The sequence below is a fragment of the Streptomyces sp. NBC_00091 genome (genome assembly GCF_026343185.1).
In the GTDB taxonomy this organism is placed as follows: Bacteria; Actinomycetota; Actinomycetes; order Streptomycetales; family Streptomycetaceae; genus Streptomyces.
In genome coordinates this window covers 695,543-717,537 of the sequence record NZ_JAPEMA010000001.1, presented here as the reverse complement: position 1 = coordinate 717,537, position 21,995 = coordinate 695,543, and the positions used below count along the sequence as shown (strand labels likewise).

At 73.6% G+C, this 21,995-nt stretch carries 18 protein-coding genes; 12 read left to right on the top strand and 6 right to left on the bottom strand.

Annotated features, from left to right (window positions below; all coding sequences use genetic code 11):
- Nucleotides 1-54: 54 nt before the first annotated feature.
- Nucleotides 55-840 carry an amino acid ABC transporter ATP-binding protein gene (locus tag OOK34_RS02930; RefSeq protein WP_323183392.1) on the bottom strand — a complete coding sequence of 262 codons (786 nt, stop codon included), beginning with the start codon at nt 838-840 and terminating at the stop codon, nt 55-57.
- Between the two features lie 276 nt (nt 841-1,116).
- On the opposite strand from OOK34_RS02930, the gene OOK34_RS02925 reads away from it, so the two are divergent.
- Nucleotides 1,117-1,833, top strand: a complete 717-nt coding sequence (locus OOK34_RS02925) for a response regulator transcription factor (protein ID WP_267032297.1) — start codon at nt 1,117-1,119, stop codon at nt 1,831-1,833.
- 12 nt (nt 1,834-1,845) lie between these two features.
- The gene (locus OOK34_RS02920) at nt 1,846-3,258 is read left to right on the top strand and encodes a HAMP domain-containing sensor histidine kinase (RefSeq protein WP_267032296.1); all 1,413 of its coding nucleotides are present in this window, start codon (nt 1,846-1,848) and stop codon (nt 3,256-3,258) included.
- 52 nt (nt 3,259-3,310) lie between these two features.
- Here OOK34_RS02920 and OOK34_RS02915 read toward each other — a convergent pair whose 3' ends face one another.
- Both OOK34_RS02915 and OOK34_RS02910 read right to left on the bottom strand, forming a co-directional pair.
- Complete coding sequence (locus tag OOK34_RS02915) at nt 3,311-5,422, bottom strand: endo-beta-N-acetylglucosaminidase (RefSeq protein ID WP_267032295.1); 2,112 nt, start codon at nt 5,420-5,422, stop codon at nt 3,311-3,313.
- Nucleotides 5,423-5,632: 210 nt separating this feature from the next.
- Entirely contained in the window at nt 5,633-6,892 is a 1,260-nt protein-coding gene (locus OOK34_RS02910; RefSeq protein ID WP_267032294.1) for a glycosyl hydrolase, read from the bottom strand.
- 242 nt (nt 6,893-7,134) lie between these two features.
- Here OOK34_RS02910 and OOK34_RS02905 point away from each other — a divergent pair, with 242 nt between their 5' ends.
- Entirely contained in the window at nt 7,135-8,310 is a 1,176-nt protein-coding gene (locus OOK34_RS02905) for a LacI family DNA-binding transcriptional regulator (protein WP_267032293.1), read from the top strand.
- A gap of 82 nt (nt 8,311-8,392) precedes the next feature.
- Entirely contained in the window at nt 8,393-9,349 is a 957-nt protein-coding gene (locus OOK34_RS02900) for an ROK family protein (protein WP_267036602.1), read from the top strand.
- Here the strand turns inward: OOK34_RS02900 and OOK34_RS02895 are convergent.
- Nucleotides 9,339-10,334, bottom strand: coding sequence for a TAXI family TRAP transporter solute-binding subunit (locus OOK34_RS02895; RefSeq protein WP_267032292.1), 996 nt, complete (start codon nt 10,332-10,334; stop codon nt 9,339-9,341). The genes OOK34_RS02900 and OOK34_RS02895 overlap by 11 nt on opposite strands.
- A 212-nt stretch (nt 10,335-10,546) precedes the next feature.
- On the opposite strand from OOK34_RS02895, the gene miaB reads away from it, so the two are divergent.
- Both miaB and OOK34_RS02885 read left to right on the top strand, forming a co-directional pair.
- Nucleotides 10,547-12,064 (top strand): tRNA (N6-isopentenyl adenosine(37)-C2)-methylthiotransferase MiaB, encoded by a 1,518-nt coding sequence (gene miaB / locus OOK34_RS02890; protein ID WP_267032291.1) that lies wholly within the window; start codon nt 10,547-10,549, stop codon nt 12,062-12,064.
- A gap of 223 nt (nt 12,065-12,287) precedes the next feature.
- Nucleotides 12,288-12,995 (top strand): class III extradiol dioxygenase subunit B-like domain-containing protein, encoded by a 708-nt coding sequence (locus tag OOK34_RS02885; RefSeq protein WP_267032290.1) that lies wholly within the window; start codon nt 12,288-12,290, stop codon nt 12,993-12,995.
- 74 nt (nt 12,996-13,069) lie between these two features.
- On the opposite strand, the gene OOK34_RS02880 is transcribed toward OOK34_RS02885, so the two are convergent.
- Together OOK34_RS02880 and OOK34_RS02875 are read right to left on the bottom strand one after the other, a co-directional pair.
- Nucleotides 13,070-13,315, bottom strand: a complete 246-nt coding sequence (locus OOK34_RS02880; protein WP_267032289.1) for an antitoxin — start codon at nt 13,313-13,315, stop codon at nt 13,070-13,072.
- A 22-nt stretch (nt 13,316-13,337) separates the two neighbouring features.
- Complete coding sequence (locus OOK34_RS02875; RefSeq protein WP_267032288.1) at nt 13,338-13,580, bottom strand: hypothetical protein; 243 nt, start codon at nt 13,578-13,580, stop codon at nt 13,338-13,340.
- Nucleotides 13,581-13,755: 175 nt separating this feature from the next.
- Here OOK34_RS02875 and miaA point away from each other — a divergent pair, with 175 nt between their 5' ends.
- The 6 genes from miaA to hflX all read left to right on the top strand — a co-directional run bounded on the left by miaA (nt 13,756) and on the right by hflX (nt 21,892).
- Nucleotides 13,756-14,694 carry a tRNA (adenosine(37)-N6)-dimethylallyltransferase MiaA gene (gene miaA / locus OOK34_RS02870; RefSeq protein WP_267032287.1) on the top strand — a complete coding sequence of 313 codons (939 nt, stop codon included), beginning with the start codon at nt 13,756-13,758 and terminating at the stop codon, nt 14,692-14,694.
- Between the two features lie 111 nt (nt 14,695-14,805).
- Nucleotides 14,806-15,411, top strand: a complete 606-nt coding sequence (locus OOK34_RS02865) for a hypothetical protein (RefSeq protein ID WP_267036601.1) — start codon at nt 14,806-14,808, stop codon at nt 15,409-15,411.
- Nucleotides 15,412-15,474: 63 nt separating this feature from the next.
- On the top strand, nt 15,475-16,350 hold the full coding sequence (gene dapF, locus OOK34_RS02860) for a diaminopimelate epimerase (RefSeq protein ID WP_267032286.1): 876 nt from the start codon (nt 15,475-15,477) through the stop codon (nt 16,348-16,350).
- 140 nt (nt 16,351-16,490) lie between these two features.
- Nucleotides 16,491-18,563: a bifunctional (p)ppGpp synthetase/guanosine-3',5'-bis(diphosphate) 3'-pyrophosphohydrolase gene (locus OOK34_RS02855; protein ID WP_267032285.1), complete on the top strand. Its 2,073-nt coding sequence runs from the start codon at nt 16,491-16,493 to the stop codon at nt 18,561-18,563.
- A 129-nt stretch (nt 18,564-18,692) separates the two neighbouring features.
- A complete protein-coding gene (locus OOK34_RS02850; protein ID WP_267032284.1) occupies nt 18,693-20,165 on the top strand; it encodes a M1 family metallopeptidase in 1,473 nt (490 codons plus the stop codon).
- Between the two features lie 221 nt (nt 20,166-20,386).
- On the top strand, nt 20,387-21,892 hold the full coding sequence (hflX, locus tag OOK34_RS02845) for a GTPase HflX (RefSeq protein ID WP_267032283.1): 1,506 nt from the start codon (nt 20,387-20,389) through the stop codon (nt 21,890-21,892).
- The last annotated feature ends 103 nt before the right edge of the window (nt 21,893-21,995 follow it).

The window sequence follows — 21,995 nt, the reverse complement described above, 5'->3', positions numbered from 1 at the left end:
CGCGTCGTGTGCGACGGCGTGGGCCGTCGATCGGATCACTACCAGACGAGAGCGTCAGTGGTGCAGGATCTTCGACAGGAAGTCCTTGGCGCGGTCGCTCTTCGGGTTGCTGAAGAACTGCTCCGGGGCGGCCTGTTCGACGATCTTTCCGTCCGCCATGAAGACGACCCGGTTGGCCGCAGAGCGGGCGAAGCCCATCTCGTGCGTGACGACCACCATCGTCATGCCCTCGGCGGCGAGCTGCTGCATGACCTCCAGCACCTCGTTGATCATCTCCGGGTCCAGCGCCGAGGTGGGCTCGTCGAACAGCATCACCTTCGGCTCCATGGCCAGCGCGCGGGCGATCGCCACACGCTGCTGCTGGCCGCCGGAGAGCTGCGCCGGGTACTTGTCGGCCTGCGAGCCGACACCCACGCGGTCCAGCAGGGCCTTCGCCTTCTCCAGGGCGGTCGCCTGGTCCGTCTTGCGGACCTTCAGCTGACCCAGCATCACGTTCTGCAGCACCGTCTTGTGCGCGAAGAGGTTGAAGGACTGGAAGACCATGCCGACGTCGGCGCGCAGCCTGGCCAGCTCCTTGCCCTCCGACGGCAGTTCCTTGCCGTCGAGGGTGATGGTGCCCGAGTCGATCGTCTCCAGGCGGTTGATGGTCCGGCACAACGTCGACTTGCCCGATCCCGAGGGACCGATCACCACGACGACCTCACCGCGGGCAATGCTCAGATCGATGTCCTGAAGCACGTGCAGCGCGCCGAAGTGCTTGTTGACGTTGCTCAGTACGACCAGGTCGTCCGCGGCACCGGCCGCATCCTGCACGTCCTTGGTCACTGATACTCCGCTCATCGGCTTCTTGCTCCGTCCTCCGTCGGTTGGGAGGACAGTAGTGACGAGGTGCGCACACCGTCATCACATCTGAGGGAGAATTGAGCATAACGATACGGCCTCGCATCGATACGCTCCGTGCGTGGTCCCGCAGCGGGCACGATGTACTCGTACCGGGTGCATAACGGAAGACTCGCCGGACCGGAACCCCCTTGACGTGGGACTCTCCCATGGGCGTGGATGCATGGTGACCATGTGTACGGAAGCTGAAGCGGAAGAAGAGGGAAGGGGGACGCCATGAGGCTGCTGCTCGTCGAGGACGACGACCACGTCGCCGCCGCCCTGTCGGCGATCCTCGCCCGGCACGGCTTCCAGGTGACCCACGCCCGCAACGGCGAGGAGGCGCTCCAGGCGCTGCTGCCGGCCGGGGCCAAGCCCTCGTCCTCTCCCTACGGGGTGATCCTTCTCGACCTGGGCCTGCCCGACCAGGACGGCTACGAGGTCTGCGGCAAGATCCGCAAGCGCACCGCCACGCCCGTCATCATGGTCACCGCCCGGGGCGATGTCCGCTCGCGCATCCACGGCCTGAACATGGGCGCCGACGACTACGTGGTCAAGCCCTACGACACCGGCGAACTCCTCGCCCGCATCCACGCCGTCGCCCGGCGCACCGGCGCCCCCGAGGAAGCCGCCGCCACCGGGACGGGCGCCCCCGGCCTGGTCCGGCTCGGCCCCGTCGGCATCGAGCTGTCCACCCGCCGCGTCACCGTGAACGGCGCCGACGTACCGCTCACCCGCAAGGAGTTCGACCTGCTGGCCCTGCTCGCACAGCGGCCCGGAGTCGTCTTCCGCCGCGAACAGATCATCAGCGAGGTGTGGCGCACCAGCTGGGAGGGCACCGGCCGCACCCTCGAGGTCCACGTCGCCTCGCTGCGCTCCAAGCTGGGCATGCCCGCGCTCATCGAGACCGTCCGCGGGGTGGGCTACCGGCTCGTCACCCCGGCCGCCCCCTAGCGGGTCCCCGCCGTGCGCACCCGGCTGCTCCCGCTCCTGGTCGTCCTGATGGCGGGCGTACTGCTCGCGCTCGGCCTCCCGCTCGCCGTCAGCCTCGCCGCCGCCCAGCAGCAGCGGGTGGTGGTCGACCGGATCGACGACAGCGCCCGCTTCGCCGCCCTCGCCCAGTTCGTCATCGACGCCGAGGGCTCCGGAGCCACCGGCGCCGACGAACGCCGCCAGACCCTCCAGCTGGAACTGGCCCGCTACCAGGAGCTGTACGGCATCCGCGTGGGCATCTTCTACCGCGACGACAGCGCCATGGTCCGGGCGCCCGGCTGGTGGCAGCTCCCCGAATCCAGCGAAGCCCGACGGTCCTTCGAAGAGGCCCTCGCCGGCCGGCGCAGCCACGACCCCGGCCAGGTCTGGCCCTGGCAGACCCACGGCAAGCTCCTCGTCATCTCCCCGGTCGTCCTCGACGGGGACGTGGTCGCCGTCGTCGCCACCGAATCACCCACCGACCAGATGCGCGACCGGACCCTGCGGGGCTGGCTGATCATCGCCGCCGGGCTCGGCGCCGCCATGCTGCTCGCCTTCGGCGCCGCCCTGCGCCTCACCGGCTGGGTGCTCAAGCCCGTACGGACCCTGGACGCCGCCGCCCACGGCATCGCCACCGGACGGATGAACTCCCGCGTCGCCGCCGCGAGCGGCCCGCCGGAACTCAGACGCCTGGCCCGCTCGTTCAACGAGATGGCCGACAACGTCGAAGAGGTACTGGAGCAGCAGCGGGCGTTCGTCGCGGACGCCTCCCACCAGCTGCGCAACCCGCTCGCCGCGCTGCTCCTGCGGATCGAGCTCCTCGCCCTCGAACTCCCCGAGGGCAACGAGGAGATCGCTTCCGTGCGCACCGAGGGCAAACGCCTCGCCCAGGTCCTGGACGACCTGCTGGACCTGGCGCTGGCCGAGCACGCCTCCGCCGAGATCAGCCTCACCGACATCGGGGCCCTCGCCGCCGAACGGGTGGCGGCCTGGCGCCCGTACGCCGAGGAGAAGGGCGTACGGCTCACCGAGGCGGGCCGCTCCGCCGTCACCGGCTGGGCCGACCCCATCGCCCTGTCCAGCGCCCTCGACGCCGTCATCGACAACGCCCTGAAGTTCACCCCGGCCGGCGAGGAGGTCGAGGTCGCGGTCTCCGCGAAGGGCCGCAGCGCGCTCGTCGTCGTCGCCGACCGGGGACCCGGCCTGACCGAGGAGGAACTGCTGCGCGTCGGCGACCGCTTCTGGCGCAGCGGCCGCCACCAGAACGTGAAGGGCTCCGGGCTCGGCCTGTCCATCTCCCGCGCCCTGCTCGCCGCGGGCGGCGGATCCCTCTCCTACGAGACGAACCCGCCGCACGGCCTCCGGGTCACGGTGGCCGTACCCCGCACCGACCCCCACACGGTTTAGGGGGTGTCCGGCGGATCATGGCCGGGCCCGGGCCTGATCCGCCGGACACCCCCTAGACCCAGGGAAGCTCGGTGCGGGCCGGGGCGGAGACGGCGTACGGCTCGTCCACCGTCCGCAGCTCGAAGACCGCCGCCCGCTCCCGGCCGGCGCGGACGACGGAGGGCAGGTGGAGGGCGGCGGCGCAGGTGCCGGCCAGGAAGCGGCGGGTGCCGTCCGGGAGGAGGCGGTGGAGCTCGTAGTGCCGGACCGGCCCGGCTGCCCGGTCCCAGCGCAGGCGGAGCTCCGCCCGGTCGCCCTGCCGGGCGCAGGCGCCCACCCCGAGGTGGGCGGGCGGGGCCGGCGGCCGCCGCGCGGCGGTGTCGCGTATCGTCAGGGCCCCGAGCCGCCAGGACACCGGCTCCTTCCCCCGCGCGGTGATCCGTACGGCAAGGGCGTACGCGGTTCTCCCGGCCAGGTGCGCGAGGGGGACGCGGGAGGTCCGCCAGCCCCGGCCGGCGCCCGCCGTCCCGGCCGCCAGCCAGGTGTACGGCACCGCAGCACCGGGGGCGGACGGCTCGCGGACCGCGACCCCGAGCTCGACGCTCACCGGGCCCGCCCCGCTCGCGTGGACCAGCTCCGCCACGGCCGAGCCGGTCAGCGGCAGCCGGGTGGCGTGCAGCCCGATCGCCACGGGCGCGGTCACCGGGCCCGCCACCAGCAGGCTCGAGCCCCCGCGCCAGGCGTCCGCGAAGTCCAGGGTCACCGACGGCCGCGCCCCGGAGGTGTCCACCACCCAGCGCCGGCCCGGGAGCCGGTCCTGGAGCGCGAGGTGGTTCCAGGGCTCCTCCGAGGTGACCGACCCCTCCTCGTACCAGCGCAGCCCGTGACCGGTGTTGAAGGAGCAGCCGAAGGGGAGCCCGGTGACGGTGGAGCGGTCGGCGACGAAGGTGGCCGGGGCCCGCCAGCCGGATTCGGGCGCGGGCGCGGGCCGGGCCGGGTCCAGGGACTCGCCCGTCCAGAAGCGGTCGTCGGCGCGGTGGAAGGCGCCGGGGGAGCGGTCCGTGAGGTGATTGCGGGTCCACTCCGGCCGGTAGAAGCCGAGGCTGACCACGTGGTCGCGCTCACGCGGCACGATCGCGTCCCAACGGACGGCGGAGTTCCAGCCGTTGGACTCCACGTCCACCGCCGCCCACAGCTCGTGGCGGCTGCGGCCGAGCCGGCCGGCGAGCGCGCCCGAGTCGGCGAGCGTCGGCGGCGTCCAGCGGAAGTCCACGAACACCGTGTCCGCGACCCTGCCCGAGCGGTCCTCGAAGAACTCCTGGTTGAGCGCGTTGAGGGCGCCCTGCCAGCCGACCTTCCCCGTGCTGTTCATGGCGTCGTACCAGGTGATGCGCAGGCCGTGCGGTGCGCCGGCCGCCCGCAGCGCGCGCAGGAACCCCCGCATCCGGGAGGCGAGGGCGCTGTCCCCGCCGTCCGTCTCGGCGTTGACGAACCAGCCGTCGAAGCCGTACGCCAGCGCCACCCGGACCAGCTGCTCCGCTATCGGGAACCGGCCGTCGGCCTCCCTGCGCACCAGGTCCCGCGTCCACTGGAGGTCACCGCCGTAGGGGACGGGCGGCAGGAAGACGTTGCCCAGCACCCGGACGCCGTTGCGGTGGGCGGCGTCGACCACGGGCGCGTTCGGGGCGAGCACGAGGCCCTCGCCGGCGGAGCCGCCCCAGAAGACCAGCTCGTCCAGGTACGCCCAGTGCGTCAGGGCGTAGGCGTCGGCGGTCGCCGAACCCTGGGAGGGGTTCAGGGCGGTCGGCCCGAAGGAGACGAGCGCGGCGATCCGCGCCTGGTCCGTGCGGGCCCCGCGGTGCGCCGGCACCGGGGTGAACCGCGGGGCGAGCGGTACCGTCGCCGTGTTGTGGGCCAGGTCCGGGTCCGACTCCGGGGTCCAGCGGGCGAGGGAGCGCCACACGACGCCCGGGCCCGGGGCGCCCGGGGGGAGGGAGTCCGGGAACCAGTAGGAGGCGTACGGGGCCAGGCCGGGCGGGGGCCCGGGAGCGGCTGCCCGCGCGGTGGTGGCGCCCAGCAGGGCGCCCCCCGCCCCGACGGCCCCGGCGGCCAGCACCGCGCGACGGGCCGGCGGCCGGGGGGTGGCGGAGGTACGCGGGTCGGCGCCGTGGCCGGACTCGGGCATCGGGGCTCCTCGGGGCGTGTGGGGTGCGGGCGGGTGGGCCGGGGTCGGGGACGGGGTGGGGTGTCGTCCGGGACGGGCTTCGATGTTCGGCGCCTGAGGGTGGTGTTGGATTGACGGGGGATTGACGGGCGGTGGTTTGCACCGAATTCATCTCGTTTTAGTCCCGGACGACACCCCACCCCGTCCCCGACCCCGGCCGGGTACGCGGGGTCACCGGACGTCCGGGACGCGGAGCACCTTCGTGATGCCGCGTGCCGACAGCCGCGCCGCGTCCTCGGCGTGCTCCGCCAGCACCACCGCCGGCCGCACCCCCTGCGCCGTCAGCGCGGCCCAGGCTTCGAAGAAGGCGCCGCCCGGCGCGCACACCGACCGCCCCGGGGCCTCCTCCGCTCCGCCCACGTCCACGGCGAGCGCGGTGGACCGTACGGCCGGACGGTGCTCGCGGCCCCGCCAGGCCCCGGCGATCCGGGCGACGGCGGCGCCGGCCGGCTTGGTCCGGCGGTCGTTGGTGAGCAGGCCGAGGCCGTACTCCAGCTCCGGGAAGTCCGCCAGCTCCCGGGACACGTCGTGCGAACACCACCAGGTCACCCCCCACAGGCCCGGGCAGTCCAGCGCCCCCGCCAAGGTGGCCTCGGTGAACTCCGCCGCGTGCTCGGGCGGGATCAGCGGCGCCGGCGCCCCCACCTCCTGGAGCCACACCGGGCGCCAGGGGTCCGGCGCCCACGCCTTGGACAGCTCGATCAGGTAGGCGGCGTGGTGCTCGGTCGCCGTCCCGGTGCGGCCGTGGCGCTGCGCGGTGCCGTTGAACACCCACGAGTGCACGGCGGTGGCCGCGCCCAGCCGGGCCGCCTGGGCCGGGGTGAACGGGTGCCCGTCCTGGTACCAGGCGGCGTCGTACTCGGCGTGCAGGTGGAAGCGCCCCGGCGCGCCCCGCTCGCAGGCGGCGAGTATCCGCTCCAGCCAGCGGTCCGCCTGCTCCCGGGTGATCCGGTCGGGGTCGGGGTGCGGGGGGCCGGAGAACTGGTTGATCTCGTTGCCCACCGTCATGCCCAGGAAGTTCGGCCGGTCGGCGAGGGCGCCGGCCAGGGTGCGCAGGTACTCCTCCTGCCCGGCCACCACGTCCGGGTCGGTGAAGAGGTTCCTCCGGTGCCAGGTCCGGGTCCAGGCGGGCAGGAAGTCGAAGCTGGACAGGTGCCCTTGCAGGCCGTCCACCGCGACGTCGAGTCCGCGTTCGGCGGCCGCGTCGGCGAGCGCGACGAGCTGCTCGACGGCCCGCGGCCGGATCAGGGTGCGGTTGGGCTGGAAGAGCGGCCACAGCGGGAACACCCGGACGTGGTCCAGTCCGAGCGCGGCGATCGAGTCGAGGTCGGCCCCGGCCTCGGCGAGGTCGAAGTCCAGCCAGTGGTGGAACCAGCCCCGGGCCGGGGTGTAGTTCACGCCGAAACGCAGGGTGCGGGGGGCGCGGAGCATGGAGGGTCCCGGAGTTCAGGGGGGAATGCGCCGGACGCCCATAACCTGCCGGGCCGTCCGGGACGCAGTCAACAGGCCTCGATCGCCGGACGTCCGGATGTCGACGGGTGGCACTCATGCGCTTCGGTGCGGTGGGCGGAAGGGATGTGGGCAGAAGGGTCGTGGGCGGTGGGAGGCCGCCGGGGCCGGATCGCGTACGGTCCGCCCCAGCGCAGTCCACGTCACCGAGGGATGAGGCAGACATGGCCCGCAGACCCACCATCAAGGACATCGCCCGCCGGGCCGGGGTGTCGGAGAGCGCCGTCTCCTTCGCCCTCAACGGCCGGCCGGGCGTCTCCGAGGACACCCGCGCCCGGGTCCGCCGGGTCGCCGAGGAACTGGGCTGGCAGCCCAACAGCGCCGCCCGCGCCCTGTCCGGCGAACGCTCCGGCGCCGTCGGGCTGGTCCTGGCCCGGCCCGCGCACACCCTCGGCGTCGAATCCTTCTTCCTCCGGCTCGTCTCCGGCATCCAGGAGGTGCTCTCGGCCGGCCGGACCGCCCTGCTCTTCCAGGTGGTGGAGGACATCGACGCCGAATGCGCCGTCCACCGCCGCTGGTGGGCGGAACGGCGCGTGGACGGCGTCCTCGTCGTCGACCCCCGTACGAGTGACCCCCGCCCGGAACTCCTCGCCCGGCTCGGCCTCCCGGCCGTGTTCGTCGGCGGATCGGGCGAGCCGGTGGTGCCCGCCCGGCAGTCGGTGCCCGCGCAGGCCCCGGAGTCCTCGCGGGCCTTGGTGCCCCCGCAGGCGCCAGACCCCGCGCAGGCGCTGGGGCCTTCGCAGGCCCTGGTGTCCCCGCAGGCCCCGGTGGTTTCGGCGGCGCCGCCCCTGTCCTCGGTGTGGGCCGATGACGCCCGGGCCATGGCCGAGGTGCTGGCGCACCTCCACGGGCTCGGCCACCGCCGGATCGTGCACATCGCCGGCCTGCCCGGCCTCGCCCACACCGCCCGCCGCATCGCCTCGCTGCGCGCCGAGGCCCGCCGGCTCGGGCTCCCCGACGGCCAGGTGCGCTCGGTGCCCACCGACTACTCCGACACCGAGGGCGCCGCCGCCACCCGCCGGGTCCTCGCCGAGCCACGGCCGCCCACCGCCCTCGTCTACGACAACGACGTGATGGCGGTGGCCGGCAGCGCGGTCGCCGCCGGGCTGGGCATTCCGGTGCCGGACCGGCTCTCGATCGTGGCCTGGGACGACTCGGCCCTGTGCCGGGTCACCCACCCCCGGCTGACCGCCCTCGTCCGCGACACCGCCGGATTCGGCCGGCTCGCGGCCGAGGAACTCCTCGCCCTCCTCGCCGGCGGCCCGCCCCGGGCCCGGGAGAGCGAGCTGCCGCGGCTGGAACCCCGCGAGAGTACGGCCCCGCCGCCGGCCGCATACTGAAATCCGTCCCCTTCGCAGGAGCGCCACCGTGACCACCCCCACCTCAGCCTTCCCCACGCCGCGCACCGCCGCTGCGGCCACCGTGACCGGTCCGACCGTGGCGATCGACATCGGCGGCACGAAGATCGCCGGGGCGCTGGTCCACCCTGACGGCGAGATGACGGCGGTCACCCGGCGCCCGACCCCGCGCGGGACGGACGCCGAGGGGGTCATGGCGGCGGTCGGCGAGGTCGTCGCGGAGCTGTCGCAGGCCCCCCTGTGGGCGCAGGCCGTCCGCTGCGGCATCGGCAGCGCCGGCCCGGTGGACACCTCGCGGGGCACCGTGAGCCCGGTCAACATCGGCGCCTGGCGCGGTTTCCCCGTCCAGGAGCGGGTCGCCGCCGAGCTGAGCGCCCGCGGGGCCCGGATCCCGACCGTCCTGGCCGGCGACGGCGTGGCCATGACGGCCGCCGAGCACTGGCTGGGCGCCGCCCGGGGGCACGCGAACGCCCTGTGCATGGTGGTCTCCACCGGGGTGGGCGGTGGTCTGATCCTGAACAACCAGCTCCACGCCGGCCCCACCGGCAACGCCGGTCACATCGGCCACATCAGCGTCGCGTTCGACGGTGAGCGCTGCGCCTGCGGAGGCCACGGCTGCGTCGAATCCCTCGCCTCCGGCACCGCCATCGCCCGCTGGGCCCTCGCCCAGGGCTGGACCGGCCCCGACCCCACGGCGGCGGGCGTCGCCGCCTCCGCCGAAGCCGGCGACCCGGTGGCGCTGGCCGCCTTCGACCGTGCCGGGCGCGCCCTGGCCGCGGCCATCGCGGCCACCGCCACCCTCGTCGAGACCGACATCGCCGTCATCGGGGGCGGGGTCGCCGCCAGCGGAGACACCCTCTTCGAGCCGATCCGGCGGCACCTGGCCTCGTACGCCACCCTGTCCTTCGTCGAGGACCTCCAGGTCGTCCCGGCCACCCTCGGCACCCATGCCGGGCTGATCGGCGCGGCCGCCGCCGCGATGATGCTGCTGCCCGCCGGGGCCGGCCCCGCTACGGCTTGACCGAGCGGTAGTACCGCCCGGCCCCCTCGTGCAGGTCCAGCGGATCCGTGTAGATCGCCGTCCGCAGGTCCACCAGCTGCGCGGCGTGCACCTGGTGCCCGATCCGGTCCCGGCTCAGGATCACCGTCCGGGTGAACCGCTCCGTCAGCTCCGCGCCCGTGTCCTCACGGGTCACCAGCAGGTTCGGCACGGCGAGCGTGGCCACCGCCGAGGTGTTGCGGGCCCGCGCGTACGCGTCCTGCGGCATCACCGCCGCGCGGTAGTACCGCGCCGGGCTGCCGCTGCCCTGGAGCTGCTCCACCAGGTCGCCCAGCTGCACGAGCCGGATCTCGAAGCGTTCCGACAGCTCGCGCACGGCGTTCGTCGGGAGCCCGCCCGACCAGAAGAAGGCGTCGATCCGCCCCGCCTCCAGCTCCGCCGGCATGGTGTCGATGCCGATCGCGACGGGGGTGATGTCCTTCAGCGGGTTCAGCTTGGCCGCCGTCAGCAGCCGGTCCGAGATCAGCCGGACCCCGGAACCGTCCTGGCCGACCGCTACCCGCTTGCCCCGCAGGTCACGGGCCGACTGCACCGGCGACCCGGCGGGCACCACCAGCTGTACGTAGTCGTCGTAGAGCCGCGCGCAGCCGCGCAGCCGGTCGGCGCCCTGCTTCCCGTCGGCCCGGTACTTGGCGACCGCGTCCGCCGTCGCCACCGTGAAGTCCGCCTCGCCGGCGGCCACCCGCTGGAGGTTCTGCTGGGAGCCCTCGCTGGTTTCCAGCCGGACCTTCACCTCGGGCATGTCCTGCGCCAGGGCCTCCTCCAGCAGCTGGCCGTAGCGGTGGTAGACGCCGGTACGCACCCCCGTGCTGAAGGTCAGCTCGCCGGTGAGCTCCGGCTCCCCGAAGGGCTTGGGCCACCACAGCAGCCCCCCGAGCACGACCAGCACGGCGAGCAGGCCCAGAAGGAGGCGGCGCCGGGTGATGCGGGGAGGTACGAGGGGCATGCCCGGATCCTCCCACCCGCCCCGCCGTCCTGTCACGGCGGTTCCGCCCCGGCCCCCGCGCCGCCGGCCGGGCCTCGACCGGTCCCACGGCACCGGCACACCGGCCCACGGCCAGGCCCAGGACCGTTCCTCGCCCTCTTCGGCCGCCGCCTCCCCGCGGGCAGGCCGCACGGGGGACCGGAGGGCTCCCCGGTACCGCCTACCCTTGTCGTATGACCAGCAGCAGCGACCGGAGCCCGGCAGTGGACCTTAAGGGAACTTACGAGGTGCGCACCTACGGGTGCCAGATGAACGTGCACGACTCCGAGCGACTCTCCGGTCTGCTGGAGGACGCGGGCTACGTCCGCGCGCCCGAGGGCTCCGACGGCGATGCCGACGTCGTCGTCTTCAACACCTGCGCCGTCCGCGAGAACGCCGACAACAAGCTGTACGGCAACCTCGGCCGGCTCGCCCCGATGAAGACGAAGCGCCCCGGCATGCAGATCGCCGTCGGCGGCTGCCTCGCGCAGAAGGACCGCGACACCATCGTCAAGAAGGCCCCCTGGGTCGACGTGGTCTTCGGTACGCACAACATCGGCAAGCTGCCCGTCCTGCTGGAGCGCGCCCGCGTCCAGGAGGAGGCCCAGATCGAGATCGCCGAGTCCCTGGAGGCCTTCCCCTCCACGCTCCCGACCCGCCGCGAGTCCGCGTACGCCGCCTGGGTCTCGATCTCCGTCGGCTGCAACAACACCTGCACCTTCTGCATCGTCCCGGCACTGCGCGGCAAGGAGGAGGACCGCCGTCCGGGCGACATCCTCGCCGAGGTGGAGGCCCTGGTCGCCGAGGGCGTCTCCGAGATCACCCTGCTCGGCCAGAACGTGAACGCGTACGGATCGGACCTCGGCGACCGCGAGGCGTTCAGCAAGCTGCTGCGCGCCTGCGGGCAGATCGAGGGCCTGGAGCGGGTCCGCTTCACCTCCCCGCACCCGCGCGACTTCACCGACGACGTGATCGCGGCGATGGCCGAGACCCCGAACGTGATGCCGCAGCTGCACATGCCCATGCAGTCCGGATCGGACCCGATCCTCAAGGCGATGCGCCGCTCGTACCGGCAGGAGCGTTTCCTCGGCATCATCGAGAAGGTCCGCGCCGCGATCCCGCACGCCGCGATCTCCACCGACATCATCGTGGGCTTCCCCGGTGAGACGGAGGAGGACTTCCAGCAGACGATGCACGCGGTCCGCGAGGCCCGCTTCGCGAACGCCTTCACCTTCCAGTACTCCAAGCGCCCCGGCACCCCGGCCGCCGACATGGAGGGGCAGATCCCCAAGGAGGTCGTCCAGGACCGCTACATGCGCCTGGTCGCCCTCCAGGAGGAGATCTCCTGGGAGGAGAACAAGAAGCAGGTCGGCCGCACCCTGGAGGTCATGGTCGCCGAGGGCGAGGGCCGCAAGGACGGCGCCACCGCCCGCCTGTCCGGCCGCGCCCCCGACAACCGCCTGGTGCACTTCACCAAGCCCGACGAGGAGGTCCGCCCGGGTGACGTGGTGACCGTGGAGATCACCTACGCGGCTCCGCACCACCTGCTGGCCGAGGGCCCCACGCAGGCCGTACGCCGCACCCGTGCCGGCGACGCCTGGGAGAAGCGCAACGCCGCCCCGGCCCAGCCGGCGGGCGTCATGCTCGGCATCCCGACCCTCGGCGTCCCGGCCCCGCTGCCGGTGGCCGCCTCCGGCTGCGCGATCGACTGACCGCGGGCCGCCGGGGGCGGCTAGTGCTGTGGCCGGAAAGGTTTGCAGGGTCGCGGTGTCCGGTGCGGTGCATCGCAAGGCGGAGGGCCGCGGCTCGTACTGGACGTACTTGCGCGGTCCGACAACGCAGCGAGGTGCCGTGCCTGGGGGCACCTCCCAGCGGTAGCTGGGGGAGCGCCGTGCCCCGGTGAACTTTTCCGGTCACAGCACTAGGCTGCGGATCATGCTCGTAGCCGCCGCCGTCTGCCCCGCCCCGCCGCTCCTCGTGCCGGAGGTCGCCGCGGGCGCCGCCGCCGAACTGGACGACGCCCGCACCGCCTGCTCCGACGCGCTCGCCGTGCTCGCCGCCTCCCGGCCCGACCTGCTGGTCGTGGTCGGCCCCGCCGACACCGACCACCACGGGGCCTACCCCCCGGGCTCCCGGGGCAGCTTCCACGGCTTCGGGGTCGACACCGAGGTCCAGCTCGGGGACGGCGAGGAGGGGCCGCGCGTGCTGCCCGCCTCCCTGGCCGTCGGCGCCTGGCTGCTGCGCCGCGCACGGTGGGGCGCCGCCCCCGTCGAGGGGTTCGCCGTAGGCGAGCCGCTGGAGCCCGGGCGGTGCCTGCTGGCCGGCCGGGAGATCGCCGCGCGGGACGAACGCGTCGCGCTGCTCGTCATGGGGGACGGCAGCGCCTGCCGGACCCTGAAGGCCCCCGGCTACTTGGACGAGCGGGCCGCCGCCTTCGACGCCGCCGCCGGGCGGGCCCTGGGCGCCGCCGACACCGGGGCGCTGGCCGCACTGGACCCCGTACTCGCCGCCGAGCTGCTGGCCGCCGGGCGGGCCCCCTGGCAGGTGCTCGCCGGGGCGGCCGAGGGTGCGGGCCTGGACGGCCGGCTGCTGTACGAGGACGCCCCGTACGGGGTCGGCTACTTCGTGGCCGCCTGGTCCTGAGGGCCGGGCGCGCGTAGGCGCGTACGACGAAGGGGCGCGGGATCAGCCGATCCCGCGCCCCTTGCGGTACCGCGTCAGGAGCCGGCCGGCGGTGTCGGCCCGCCGGGAGTGTCCTTGTGCGCGATCTTGCCCAGGGCGTCCTTCGCCTTGTCCGCGCCGGTCGTGATCCGATCGCTGTACTTGCCATGGGTCTTGGAGTCCACGACCTTGGCGACCTTGTCCAGGCCCTCGCCGATCTTGCCCTCGTGCTGCTGCGCGAGGTCGCCGACCTTCTCCTTCGCCGGAGCGAGCTTGGCCTTCAGATTGTCCAGGAACCCCATGGGTCACCTTCCAGTGGCGTGACTACGTACGGGCGCCCTCGCCGGCCTCGCTGTCCGCGGCCACCTCCGCCGACTGCTGCTTCGGGATTTCCACGGCCTCCGCCGCGGGAGTCCCGGCCGCCGCAGCCGTGGCCTCCTCGGCCTCATCGGCCTCCGAGGCCGACTCGGTCTCCGCCTCCAGCGCCTCCGCCGCATTGGCCTCGGCGGCGGCCTCTTCGGTCGCTACCTCGTCCTTGCGGCGAAAAATCCGGTCAAAAACGCCCATGTCTACTCCCATAACGTTACTCGTGCGGGTGAAGTTCCGCCTTGGCCGGACCGGCCTCCACCAGATGCGCGCGAGGCGCACGCCGGGCCGGAACCTCTTCAGGGCAACGACCCCGGCCGCACCCCGTCACCTCACCCGATCGGGTACATGCCGTGGGGTTTGCGAGACTGTGTCGGTGAGGAATGCAGCCCCCGCCCCGCGGGTCATCGCCGTCGTCGGTCCCACCGCGGCCGGAAAGTCCGACCTGGGCGTAGCCCTGGCCCAACACTTCGACGGCGAGGTCGTCAACGCCGACTCCATGCAGCTCTACCGGGGGATGGACATCGGCACCGCCAAGCTGACGACCGAGGAACGCGGCGGCGTCCCGCACCACCTCCTCGACATCTGGGACGTCACCGAGACCGCGAGCGTCGCCGAGTACCAGCGCCTGGCCCGCGCCGAGATCGACAAGCTGCTCGCGCAGGGCCGCACCCCGGTCCTCGTCGGCGGATCCGGCCTCTACGTCCGCGGCGCGCTCGACGCCATGGAGTTCCCCGGCACCGACCCCGAGGTGCGGGCCCGGCTGGAGGCGGAGGCCACCCTGCGCGGCCCCGGCGCCCTGCACGCCCGCCTCGCCGCCGCCGACCCGGCCGCCGCCGCCGCGATCCTGCCCAGCAACGGCCGCCGCATCGTGCGGGCCCTGGAGGTCATCGAGATCACCGGCAAGCCCTTCACCGCCAACCTGCCCGGCCACGAGTCCGTCTACGACACCGTCCAGATCGGCGTCGACGTGGCCCGGCCCGAGCTCGACGAGCGGATCGCGCTGCGGGTGGACCGCATGTGGGAGGCCGGGCTGGTCGACGAGGTCCGCACCCTCGAGGCGCAGGGCCTGCGCGAGGGGATCACTGCCTCCCGCGCCCTGGGCTACCAGCAGGTACTGGCCGCCCTCGCGGGGGAGTGCACCGAGGACGAGGCCAGGGCCGAGACCGTGCGCGCCACCAAGCGCTTCGCCCGCCGCCAGGACTCCTGGTTCCGCCGCGACCCCCGCGTGCACTGGCTCAGCGGAGCCGCCGCCGACCGGGGGGAACTCCCCGGACTCGCGCAGTCGTTGGTCGAACGAGCGGTTACAGCCTGATCACGTGATGGCATCGGGAAGCTCCGTGCGCCCGTCCAGGGCCCGGGTCCGTGCCATCATCAAACTTCTGAACAGTGGCGTACGAAGTCCGAGTGGGGAGGGCGCGTGGCTATGGAGGCCGGCCCTCGAGACACCGGGCGGGACGACACCAGGCGGGAAGCGGACCCGATGCTTCACAGCGGGCCCGGCGGACCCGGTGAGCCTGGCACGTCCGCCCGCCCCGGCACGCCGGGCATGCCGGGCACCCCGGCCGGCTCCGGCGGCCCCGAAGGCCCCGCCGAGCCGGACGGCCCCGACGGGCTCGGGCTGCCCGCCGAACCGGCGCGCCTGACCCCCGACGGCCCCGACGTGCCGGAGCCCGGCACGGAGGCCGCCGGCCCCGAGTTCGAGGTCGAGCTGCGCCCGCAGCGCCGCCTGCGCATCTGGCAGATCGCCCCCATCGTGATGCTGGCCGCCGCCGGATCCCTGATGTTCGCCTTCCCCCTCGCCTTCGAGTTCGGCGACGGCGGCGCCGTCGTCGCCATGCTCGGCTTCCTCATCAGCTCCTGCGCCGGCGGCTGGGGCATGATGGCCGCCCGCCGCGTCGGCTACACCTGGCCCGGACTCCCGCCGCGCGGCAGCGGCCGCCGCCCCGACTGGCGGATGGCCGCGCTGTACGCGCTGGTCGCGCTGGTCCTCGTAGCACTGGCCGTGTACCGGGTGGCCCGGCTGCGCTGACCGGCGCCGACGGCACGCCGATCCCCCCGGCCCCGGCCGGCGCCCGCTCGGTACGATGGGCGGGTGACGCACACCACCCTCTCCTTCCTCAAGGGCCACGGGACCGAGAACGACTTCGTGATCGTCCCGGACCCGGACAACGCCATCGACCTGCCCGCGACCGCCGTCGCCGCCCTGTGCGACCGGCGGGCCGGCATCGGGGCCGACGGTGTGCTCCACGTGGTGCGCTCCGCCGCCCACCCCGAAGCCTCGCACCTGGCCGACGAGGCCGAATGGTTCATGGACTACCGCAACAGCGACGGCTCCATCGCCGAGATGTGCGGCAACGGCGTGCGCGTCTTCGCCCGCTACCTCCACCACGCCGGCCACGTCGAGCCCGGCGACCTCGCCGTCGCCACCCGGGGCGGGGTCAAGCGGGTCCACCTCGACAAGACCGGGGACGTCACCGTCTCCATGGGCCGCGCCCTGCTCCCCGAGGGCGAGGTCACCGTCTCCGTCGGCGACCACACCTGGCCCGCCCGGAACGTGAACATGGGCAACCCGCACGCGGTGGCCTTCGTCGACAGCCTCGACCAGGCCGGCAATCTGTACAGCCCGCCGCCCTTCAGCCCCGCCTCCGCCTACCCCACCGGGGTCAACGTGGAGTTCGTCGTCGACCGCGGCCCCCGGCACGTGGCGATGCGCGTCCACGAGCGCGGCTCCGGCGAGACCCGCTCCTGCGGCACCGGCGCCTGCGCCGTGGCCGTCGCCGCCATCCGGCGGGACGGAGCCGACCCCGCCGTCACCGGCGAGCCGGTCTCGTACACCGTCGACCTGCCCGGCGGCACCCTCGTCATCACCGAACACCCCGACGGCCGCGTCGACATGACCGGACCGGCCGTCATCGTGGCCTCCGGCGAGTTCGAGGCGGCCTGGCTCACCGAAACGGCCTTCGCCTGAAGGTTCCCTCTCCTGGGTGATCCGTTTCACGCTGAGCGAGAGGTGGACTGCGCCACGTGGTGGGGTCGGTAATATCAGGCACCGGCCCTGAGGGCTCACCCCATGCCCGCCACCGCCGGTCGAAGCCGCCGGAGGTGCCCATGAGTGCAGAGGCCACGAACCCCGAAGCACACGCCGATATGCGCCCTGAGCTGCGCAGACGAGGCCGTAGCCGGCTGGATCTGCGCCGCCTCGGGCGGGCGGCCCTGCTCGGCCCCACATCCCGCGACCGACTCCCGGACGCCATCGGGCACGTGGCGGAAGCCCACCGCGCCCACCATCCGGACGCCGATCTGTCCATTCTGCGGAAGGCATATCTGCTCGCGGAGCACTCCCACCGCGGCCAGATGCGCAAGAGCGGTGAGCCGTACATCACACATCCGCTCGCCGTCACCCTCATCCTCGCCGAACTCGGCGCCGAGACAACGACCCTGACGGCCTCTCTCCTCCACGACACCGTCGAGGACACCGATGTGACGCTCGAACAGGTCCGCGAGGAGTTCGGCGACGAGGTCTGCTTCATCGTCGACGGGGTCACCAAGGTCGAGAAGATCGACTACGGGGCGGCCGCCGAACCGGAGACCTTCCGCAAGATGCTCGTCGCCACCGGCAACGACGTCCGCGTCATGTCCATCAAACTCGCCGACCGGCTCCACAACATGCGCACCCTCGGCGTGATGCGCCCCGAGAAGCAGGCCCGCATCGCCAAGGTCACCCGCGACGTCCTGATCCCCCTCGCCGAACGCCTCGGCGTCCAGGCCCTCAAGACCGAGCTGGAAGACCTGGTCTTCGCGATCCTGCACCCCGAGGAGTACGAGTACACCCGCGCCCTCATCGCCGCCCACGCCGGGGAGAACGACCCCCTCGGCGCCATCGCCGAATCCGTACGCGCCGTCCTGCGCGACGCCGGCATCGCCGCCGAGGTACAGGTACGGCCACGGCACTTCGTCTCCGTCCACCGCATCTCCCGGCAGCGCGGCGAACTGCGCGGCCCCGACTTCGGCCGCATCCTCGTCCTCGTCGCCGAGAACGCCGACTGCTACGGGGTGCTCGGCGAACTCCACACCTGCTTCACCCCGGTCGTCTCGGAGTTCAAGGACTTCATCGCCGTCCCGAAGTTCAACCTCTACCAGTCGCTGCACACCGCCGTCGCCGTCCCCGAGGGATACGTCGCCGAGGTCATCGTCCGCACCCGCCAGATGCACCGCGTCGCCGAGGCCGGAGTCGTCGCCCTCGGCAACCCGTACGCCACCGGCGAGACCGCCGACTGCGACGAGGAACGGGTCGACCCCACCCGCCCCGGCTGGCTCTCCCGCCTCCTCGACTGGCAGCAGTCCGCACCCGACCCCGACACCTTCTGGACCGTGCTCCGCGCCGAGCTGGCCCAGGACCGGGAGATCACCGTGTTCCGCGCCGACGGAGGGACGCTCGGCCTGCCGGCCGGGGCCAGCTGTATCGACGCCGCCTACGCGCAGCACGGCGAGGCGGCCCACGGCTGTATCGGCGCCCGCGTCAACGGGCGCCTCACCTCCCTCTCCTCCCCGCTCTCCGACGGGGACACCGTCCAGCTGCTCCTCGCGCAGGACGCCTCCTCCGGGCCCGCCGCCGACTGGCTGGAACACGCCAGGACCCCGGCCGCCCGGATCGCCATCGGCAGCTGGCTCCAAGCCCACCCCGACGGCGCCGGGCCCGCCGCCGCCGCGCCCCGGGCGCCGCTGTCGGTCGTCGGGGCCCGGGGCGGCGGGGGCAACGCCGTCGCCGACCTGCCCGACGCGCACGTGCGCCTCGCCGGATGCTGCACCCCCGTACCGCCGGACGCGGTCGCCGGGTTCGTCGTACGGGGCGGCGCCGTCACCGTCCACCGCATCCACTGCCCGGCCGTGGCCCAGATGCGCTCCGTGGGCCGCACCTCGGTCGCCGTGCACTGGCGGGCCACCGCGGACTGCCGGGTCACGCTGCTCGCCGAATCGTTCGGCCGCCCCCATCTGCTGGCCGACCTGACCGAGGCCATCGCCCGGCTGGGGGTCGAGGTGGTCTCCGCCACCGTGGAGCCGCCCGTGGAACAGCGGGTCCACCACAGCTACACGCTGCAACTGCCCGACGCGGCGGTACTGCCCGCCCTGATGCGGGCGATGCGGGACGTGCCCGGCGTGTACGACGTCAGCCGGGCGTAGGGGCGGGGGGCGTGCGGAGGCGCGCGCCGGGGGCGTACACGGTCCGCTGCGCGGCCCGGGCGCCTCGTTCGGGTGGAGTCGTCGCGCGCCGCTCGCGGGTCCGCGATACGCGCTGGTAAGCGGTGGTGGATGCAGCTCACCTCCCCGCGCCTGCGCGCCTCCCTGCTCGCCGCGGCCTCCCTCACCCTCGTCGCCGCCGTGCTGCCCCCGCCGAAGCCGCTGGGCATCGGCGACCGGCTCTTCCCCGAGCTCGGCAACCCCGGCTACGACGTCCTCGCATACGACCTCTCCCTCACGTACAAGGACAACCGCAGCCCCCTCGACGCGGTCACCTCCATCGAAGCCCGCAGCCTGGAGCCGCTGGAGCGGATCAACCTCGACTTCACCCACGGAACGGTCGCCTCCGCCGAGGTCAACGGGCAGCCCGCACGCTTCGAGGCCGCCGGGGAGGACCTCGTACTGACCCCCGCGTACCCGGTGCCGGCGAGCACCCCGCTGCACATCACCGTCCGGCACACCAGCGACCCGCGCGGCAGGGCCGCCGACGGGGGATGGGTCACCACCGAGGACGGCCTGGCCATGGCCAACCAGGCCGACGCCGCCCACCGGGTCTTCCCGTGCAACGACCACCCCGCCGACAAGGCGTACTTCACCTTCCGGATCACCGCCCCCGAGGGCTACACGGCCGTCGCCAACGGGCTGCCCGGCGCCCTCCCGGCCGCCCGCGCCGGCGGCGCGACCGTGTGGACGTACAAGACCCTGCACCCGATGGCCACCGAGCTGGCCCAGGTCTCCGTCGGCCGCTCCGCCGTCCTCCACCGCACAGGCCCGCACGGACTGCCGCTGCGCGACGTGGTGCCCGCCGCCGACCGGGAGCGGCTGGAGCCCTGGCTGGCGAAGACCGCCGGGCACGTCGCGTGGATGGAGGAGCGCGTCGGGCGCTACCCCTTCGAGAACTACGGGGTGCTGATCGCCCGCGCGAAGACCGGTTTCGAGCTGGAGACCCAGACCCTCTCCCTCTTCGAGCACGGCCTGTTCGCCGGGGAGGCGGCCGGCTACCCCGAGTGGTACGTGGAGTCCGTCATGGTCCACGAGCTCGCCCACCAGTGGTTCGGCGACAGCGTGACCCCGCGGACCTGGTCCGACCTGTGGCTCAACGAGGGGCACGCCACCTGGTACGAGGCCCTCTACGCCGACGGGCTCGGCAAGTACCCCCTGGAGCGGCGGATGCGCGAGGCCTACCAGCGCTCGGACCAGTGGCGGGCCCAGGGCGGCCCCCCGGCCGCCCCGAAGGCGGCCGCCCCCGGGGAGAAGATCGGCCTCTTCCGGCCCGTGGTCTACGACGGGTCCGCGCTGATCCTCTACGCCCTGCGCCAGGAGATCGGCGCCGCGGCCTTCGACCGGGTCGAACGGCGCTGGGTGGCCGAGCACAAGGACGGGATCGCGGGCACCGAGGACTTCGTACGCCTCGCCTCCCAGGAGGCCGGGCGCGACCTCGCGGCCTTCCTCCAGCCGTGGCTGTACGGGGAGACCACCCCGGCGATGCCCGGGCACCCGGAATGGGGCGGCCCCGCCTCCTCCCCGGCCGCGGGGAAGCCGTAGCGCGGGAAAACGGTATGACGCGCGAGGAACGGGCATGACACCATCGACGAAGCCGCCGGGGCCGACGAGGTCACCGCGGCGCACCGGGGAATCACCGGACGGGACCACGCGTTGGACATGACAGTGTTATGTCACGCACGGCGGTACCTTTGGCCCTGGCTGGACCGGCCGGAGCTTCGGCCCCGGCCGGCGCGACACCATCGAAACGACGTAAGGATCCAATGACCTCCTCTTCTTCCCCTTCCCAGGACCCGCGGGACGCGCAGAACGTGCGGGACTCGCAGAGCTTCACCGAGAGCCTTCGGGCCGATGCCCTGATGGAAGAGGACGTCGCCTGGAGCCACGAGATCGACGGAGAGCGGGACGGTGCCCAGCTCGACCGCTCCGAGCGCGCGGCCCTGCGCCGCGTCGCCGGTCTCTCGACCGAACTCGAGGACGTCACCGAGGTCGAGTACCGACAGCTCCGCCTGGAGCGCGTCGTTCTCGTCGGTGTCTGGACCTCCGGCACCGTCGACGACGCCGAGAACTCCCTCGCGGAGCTCGCGGCCCTCGCCGAGACGGCCGGCGCCCTCGTGCTCGACGGTGTGATGCAGCGCCGCGACAAGCCCGACCCGGCCACCTTCATCGGTTCCGGCAAGGCCCGCGAACTGCGCGACATCGTGCTCGAGAGCGGGGCCGACACCGTCGTCTGCGACGGCGAGCTCAGCCCCGGCCAGCTCATCGCGCTCGAGGACGTGGTCAAGGTCAAGGTCGTCGACCGGACCGCCCTCATCCTCGACATCTTCGCCCAGCACGCCAAGTCCCGAGAGGGCAAGGCACAGGTCGCACTCGCGCAGATGCAGTACATGCTGCCGCGACTGCGCGGCTGGGGTCAGTCGCTGTCCCGGCAGATGGGTGGCGGCGGCGGTGGCGGCATGGCCACCCGAGGCCCCGGTGAGACCAAGATCGAGACCGACCGGCGCCGCATCCGCGAGAAGATGGCGAAGATGCGCCGGGAGATCGCCGAGATGAAGACCGGCCGCGACATCAAGCGGCAGGAACGGCGCCGCAACAAGATCCCCTCGGTCGCCATCGCCGGCTACACCAACGCCGGCAAGTCCTCCCTGCTCAACCGCCTCACGGGCGCGGGCGTCCTGGTGGAGAACGCACTGTTCGCCACCCTCGACCCGACCGTGCGCCGCGCCGAAACCCCCTCCGGCCGCATCTACACCCTGGCCGACACCGTGGGCTTCGTCCGGCACCTGCCCCACCACCTCGTCGAGGCGTTCCGCTCCACGATGGAGGAGGTCGGCGACTCAGACCTCATCCTGCACATCGTGGACGGCTCGCACCCGGCACCGGAGGAGCAGCTGGCGGCGGTGCGCGAGGTCATCCGCGAGGTCGGCGCGGTCAACGTGCCCGAGATCGTGGTGATCAACAAGGCGGACGCCGCCGACCCGCTCGTCCTGCAGCGCCTGCTGCGCATCGAGCGGCACTCCATCGCCGTCTCGGCCCGCACCGGCCAGGGCATCGAGGAACTCCTCGCGCTCATCGACACCGAGCTGCCCCGGCCCGAGGTCGAGGTGGAGGCCCTGGTGCCCTACACCCGCGGCGGGCTGGTCGCCCGGGCGCACGCCGAGGGCGAGGTGATCTCCGAGGAGCACACCCCGGAGGGCACCCTGCTCAAGGCACGGGTCCACCAGGAACTCGCCGCGGACCTGGCACCGTACGTGCCCGCCAAGCAGTAACGGCGCCGCGACGGCGTCAACATGACGGAGGGCCCCCCGCTTCGAGCGGGGGGCCCTCCGTCACGTGCGTACGCCCCTGCCTAAGGGCTACAGGCCTACGGGC

What these genes read in the sequence shown, in the direction of transcription:
- OOK34_RS02930 (WP_323183392.1), bottom strand. Translation starts at nt 840, where the DNA reads ATGAGCGGAGTATCAGTGACCAAGGACGTGCAGGATGCGGCCGGTGCC.
- OOK34_RS02925 (WP_267032297.1), top strand. Translation starts at nt 1,117, where the DNA reads ATGAGGCTGCTGCTCGTCGAGGACGACGACCACGTCGCCGCCGCCCTG.
- OOK34_RS02915 (WP_267032295.1), bottom strand. Translation starts at nt 5,422, where the DNA reads ATGCCCGAGTCCGGCCACGGCGCCGACCCGCGTACCTCCGCCACCCCC.
- OOK34_RS02910 (WP_267032294.1), bottom strand. Translation starts at nt 6,892, where the DNA reads ATGCTCCGCGCCCCCCGCACCCTGCGTTTCGGCGTGAACTACACCCCG.
- OOK34_RS02905 (WP_267032293.1), top strand. Translation starts at nt 7,135, where the DNA reads ATGGCCCGCAGACCCACCATCAAGGACATCGCCCGCCGGGCCGGGGTG.
- OOK34_RS02895 (WP_267032292.1), bottom strand. Translation starts at nt 10,334, where the DNA reads ATGCCCCTCGTACCTCCCCGCATCACCCGGCGCCGCCTCCTTCTGGGC.
- miaB (WP_267032291.1), top strand. Translation starts at nt 10,547, where the DNA reads ATGACCAGCAGCAGCGACCGGAGCCCGGCAGTGGACCTTAAGGGAACT.
- OOK34_RS02885 (WP_267032290.1), top strand. Translation starts at nt 12,288, where the DNA reads ATGCTCGTAGCCGCCGCCGTCTGCCCCGCCCCGCCGCTCCTCGTGCCG.
- OOK34_RS02880 (WP_267032289.1), bottom strand. Translation starts at nt 13,315, where the DNA reads ATGGGGTTCCTGGACAATCTGAAGGCCAAGCTCGCTCCGGCGAAGGAG.
- OOK34_RS02875 (WP_267032288.1), bottom strand. Translation starts at nt 13,580, where the DNA reads ATGGGCGTTTTTGACCGGATTTTTCGCCGCAAGGACGAGGTAGCGACC.
- OOK34_RS02865 (WP_267036601.1), top strand. Translation starts at nt 14,806, where the DNA reads ATGGAGGCCGGCCCTCGAGACACCGGGCGGGACGACACCAGGCGGGAA.
- OOK34_RS02855 (WP_267032285.1), top strand. Translation starts at nt 16,491, where the DNA reads ATGAGTGCAGAGGCCACGAACCCCGAAGCACACGCCGATATGCGCCCT.
- OOK34_RS02850 (WP_267032284.1), top strand. Translation starts at nt 18,693, where the DNA reads ATGCAGCTCACCTCCCCGCGCCTGCGCGCCTCCCTGCTCGCCGCGGCC.
- hflX (WP_267032283.1), top strand. Translation starts at nt 20,387, where the DNA reads ATGACCTCCTCTTCTTCCCCTTCCCAGGACCCGCGGGACGCGCAGAAC.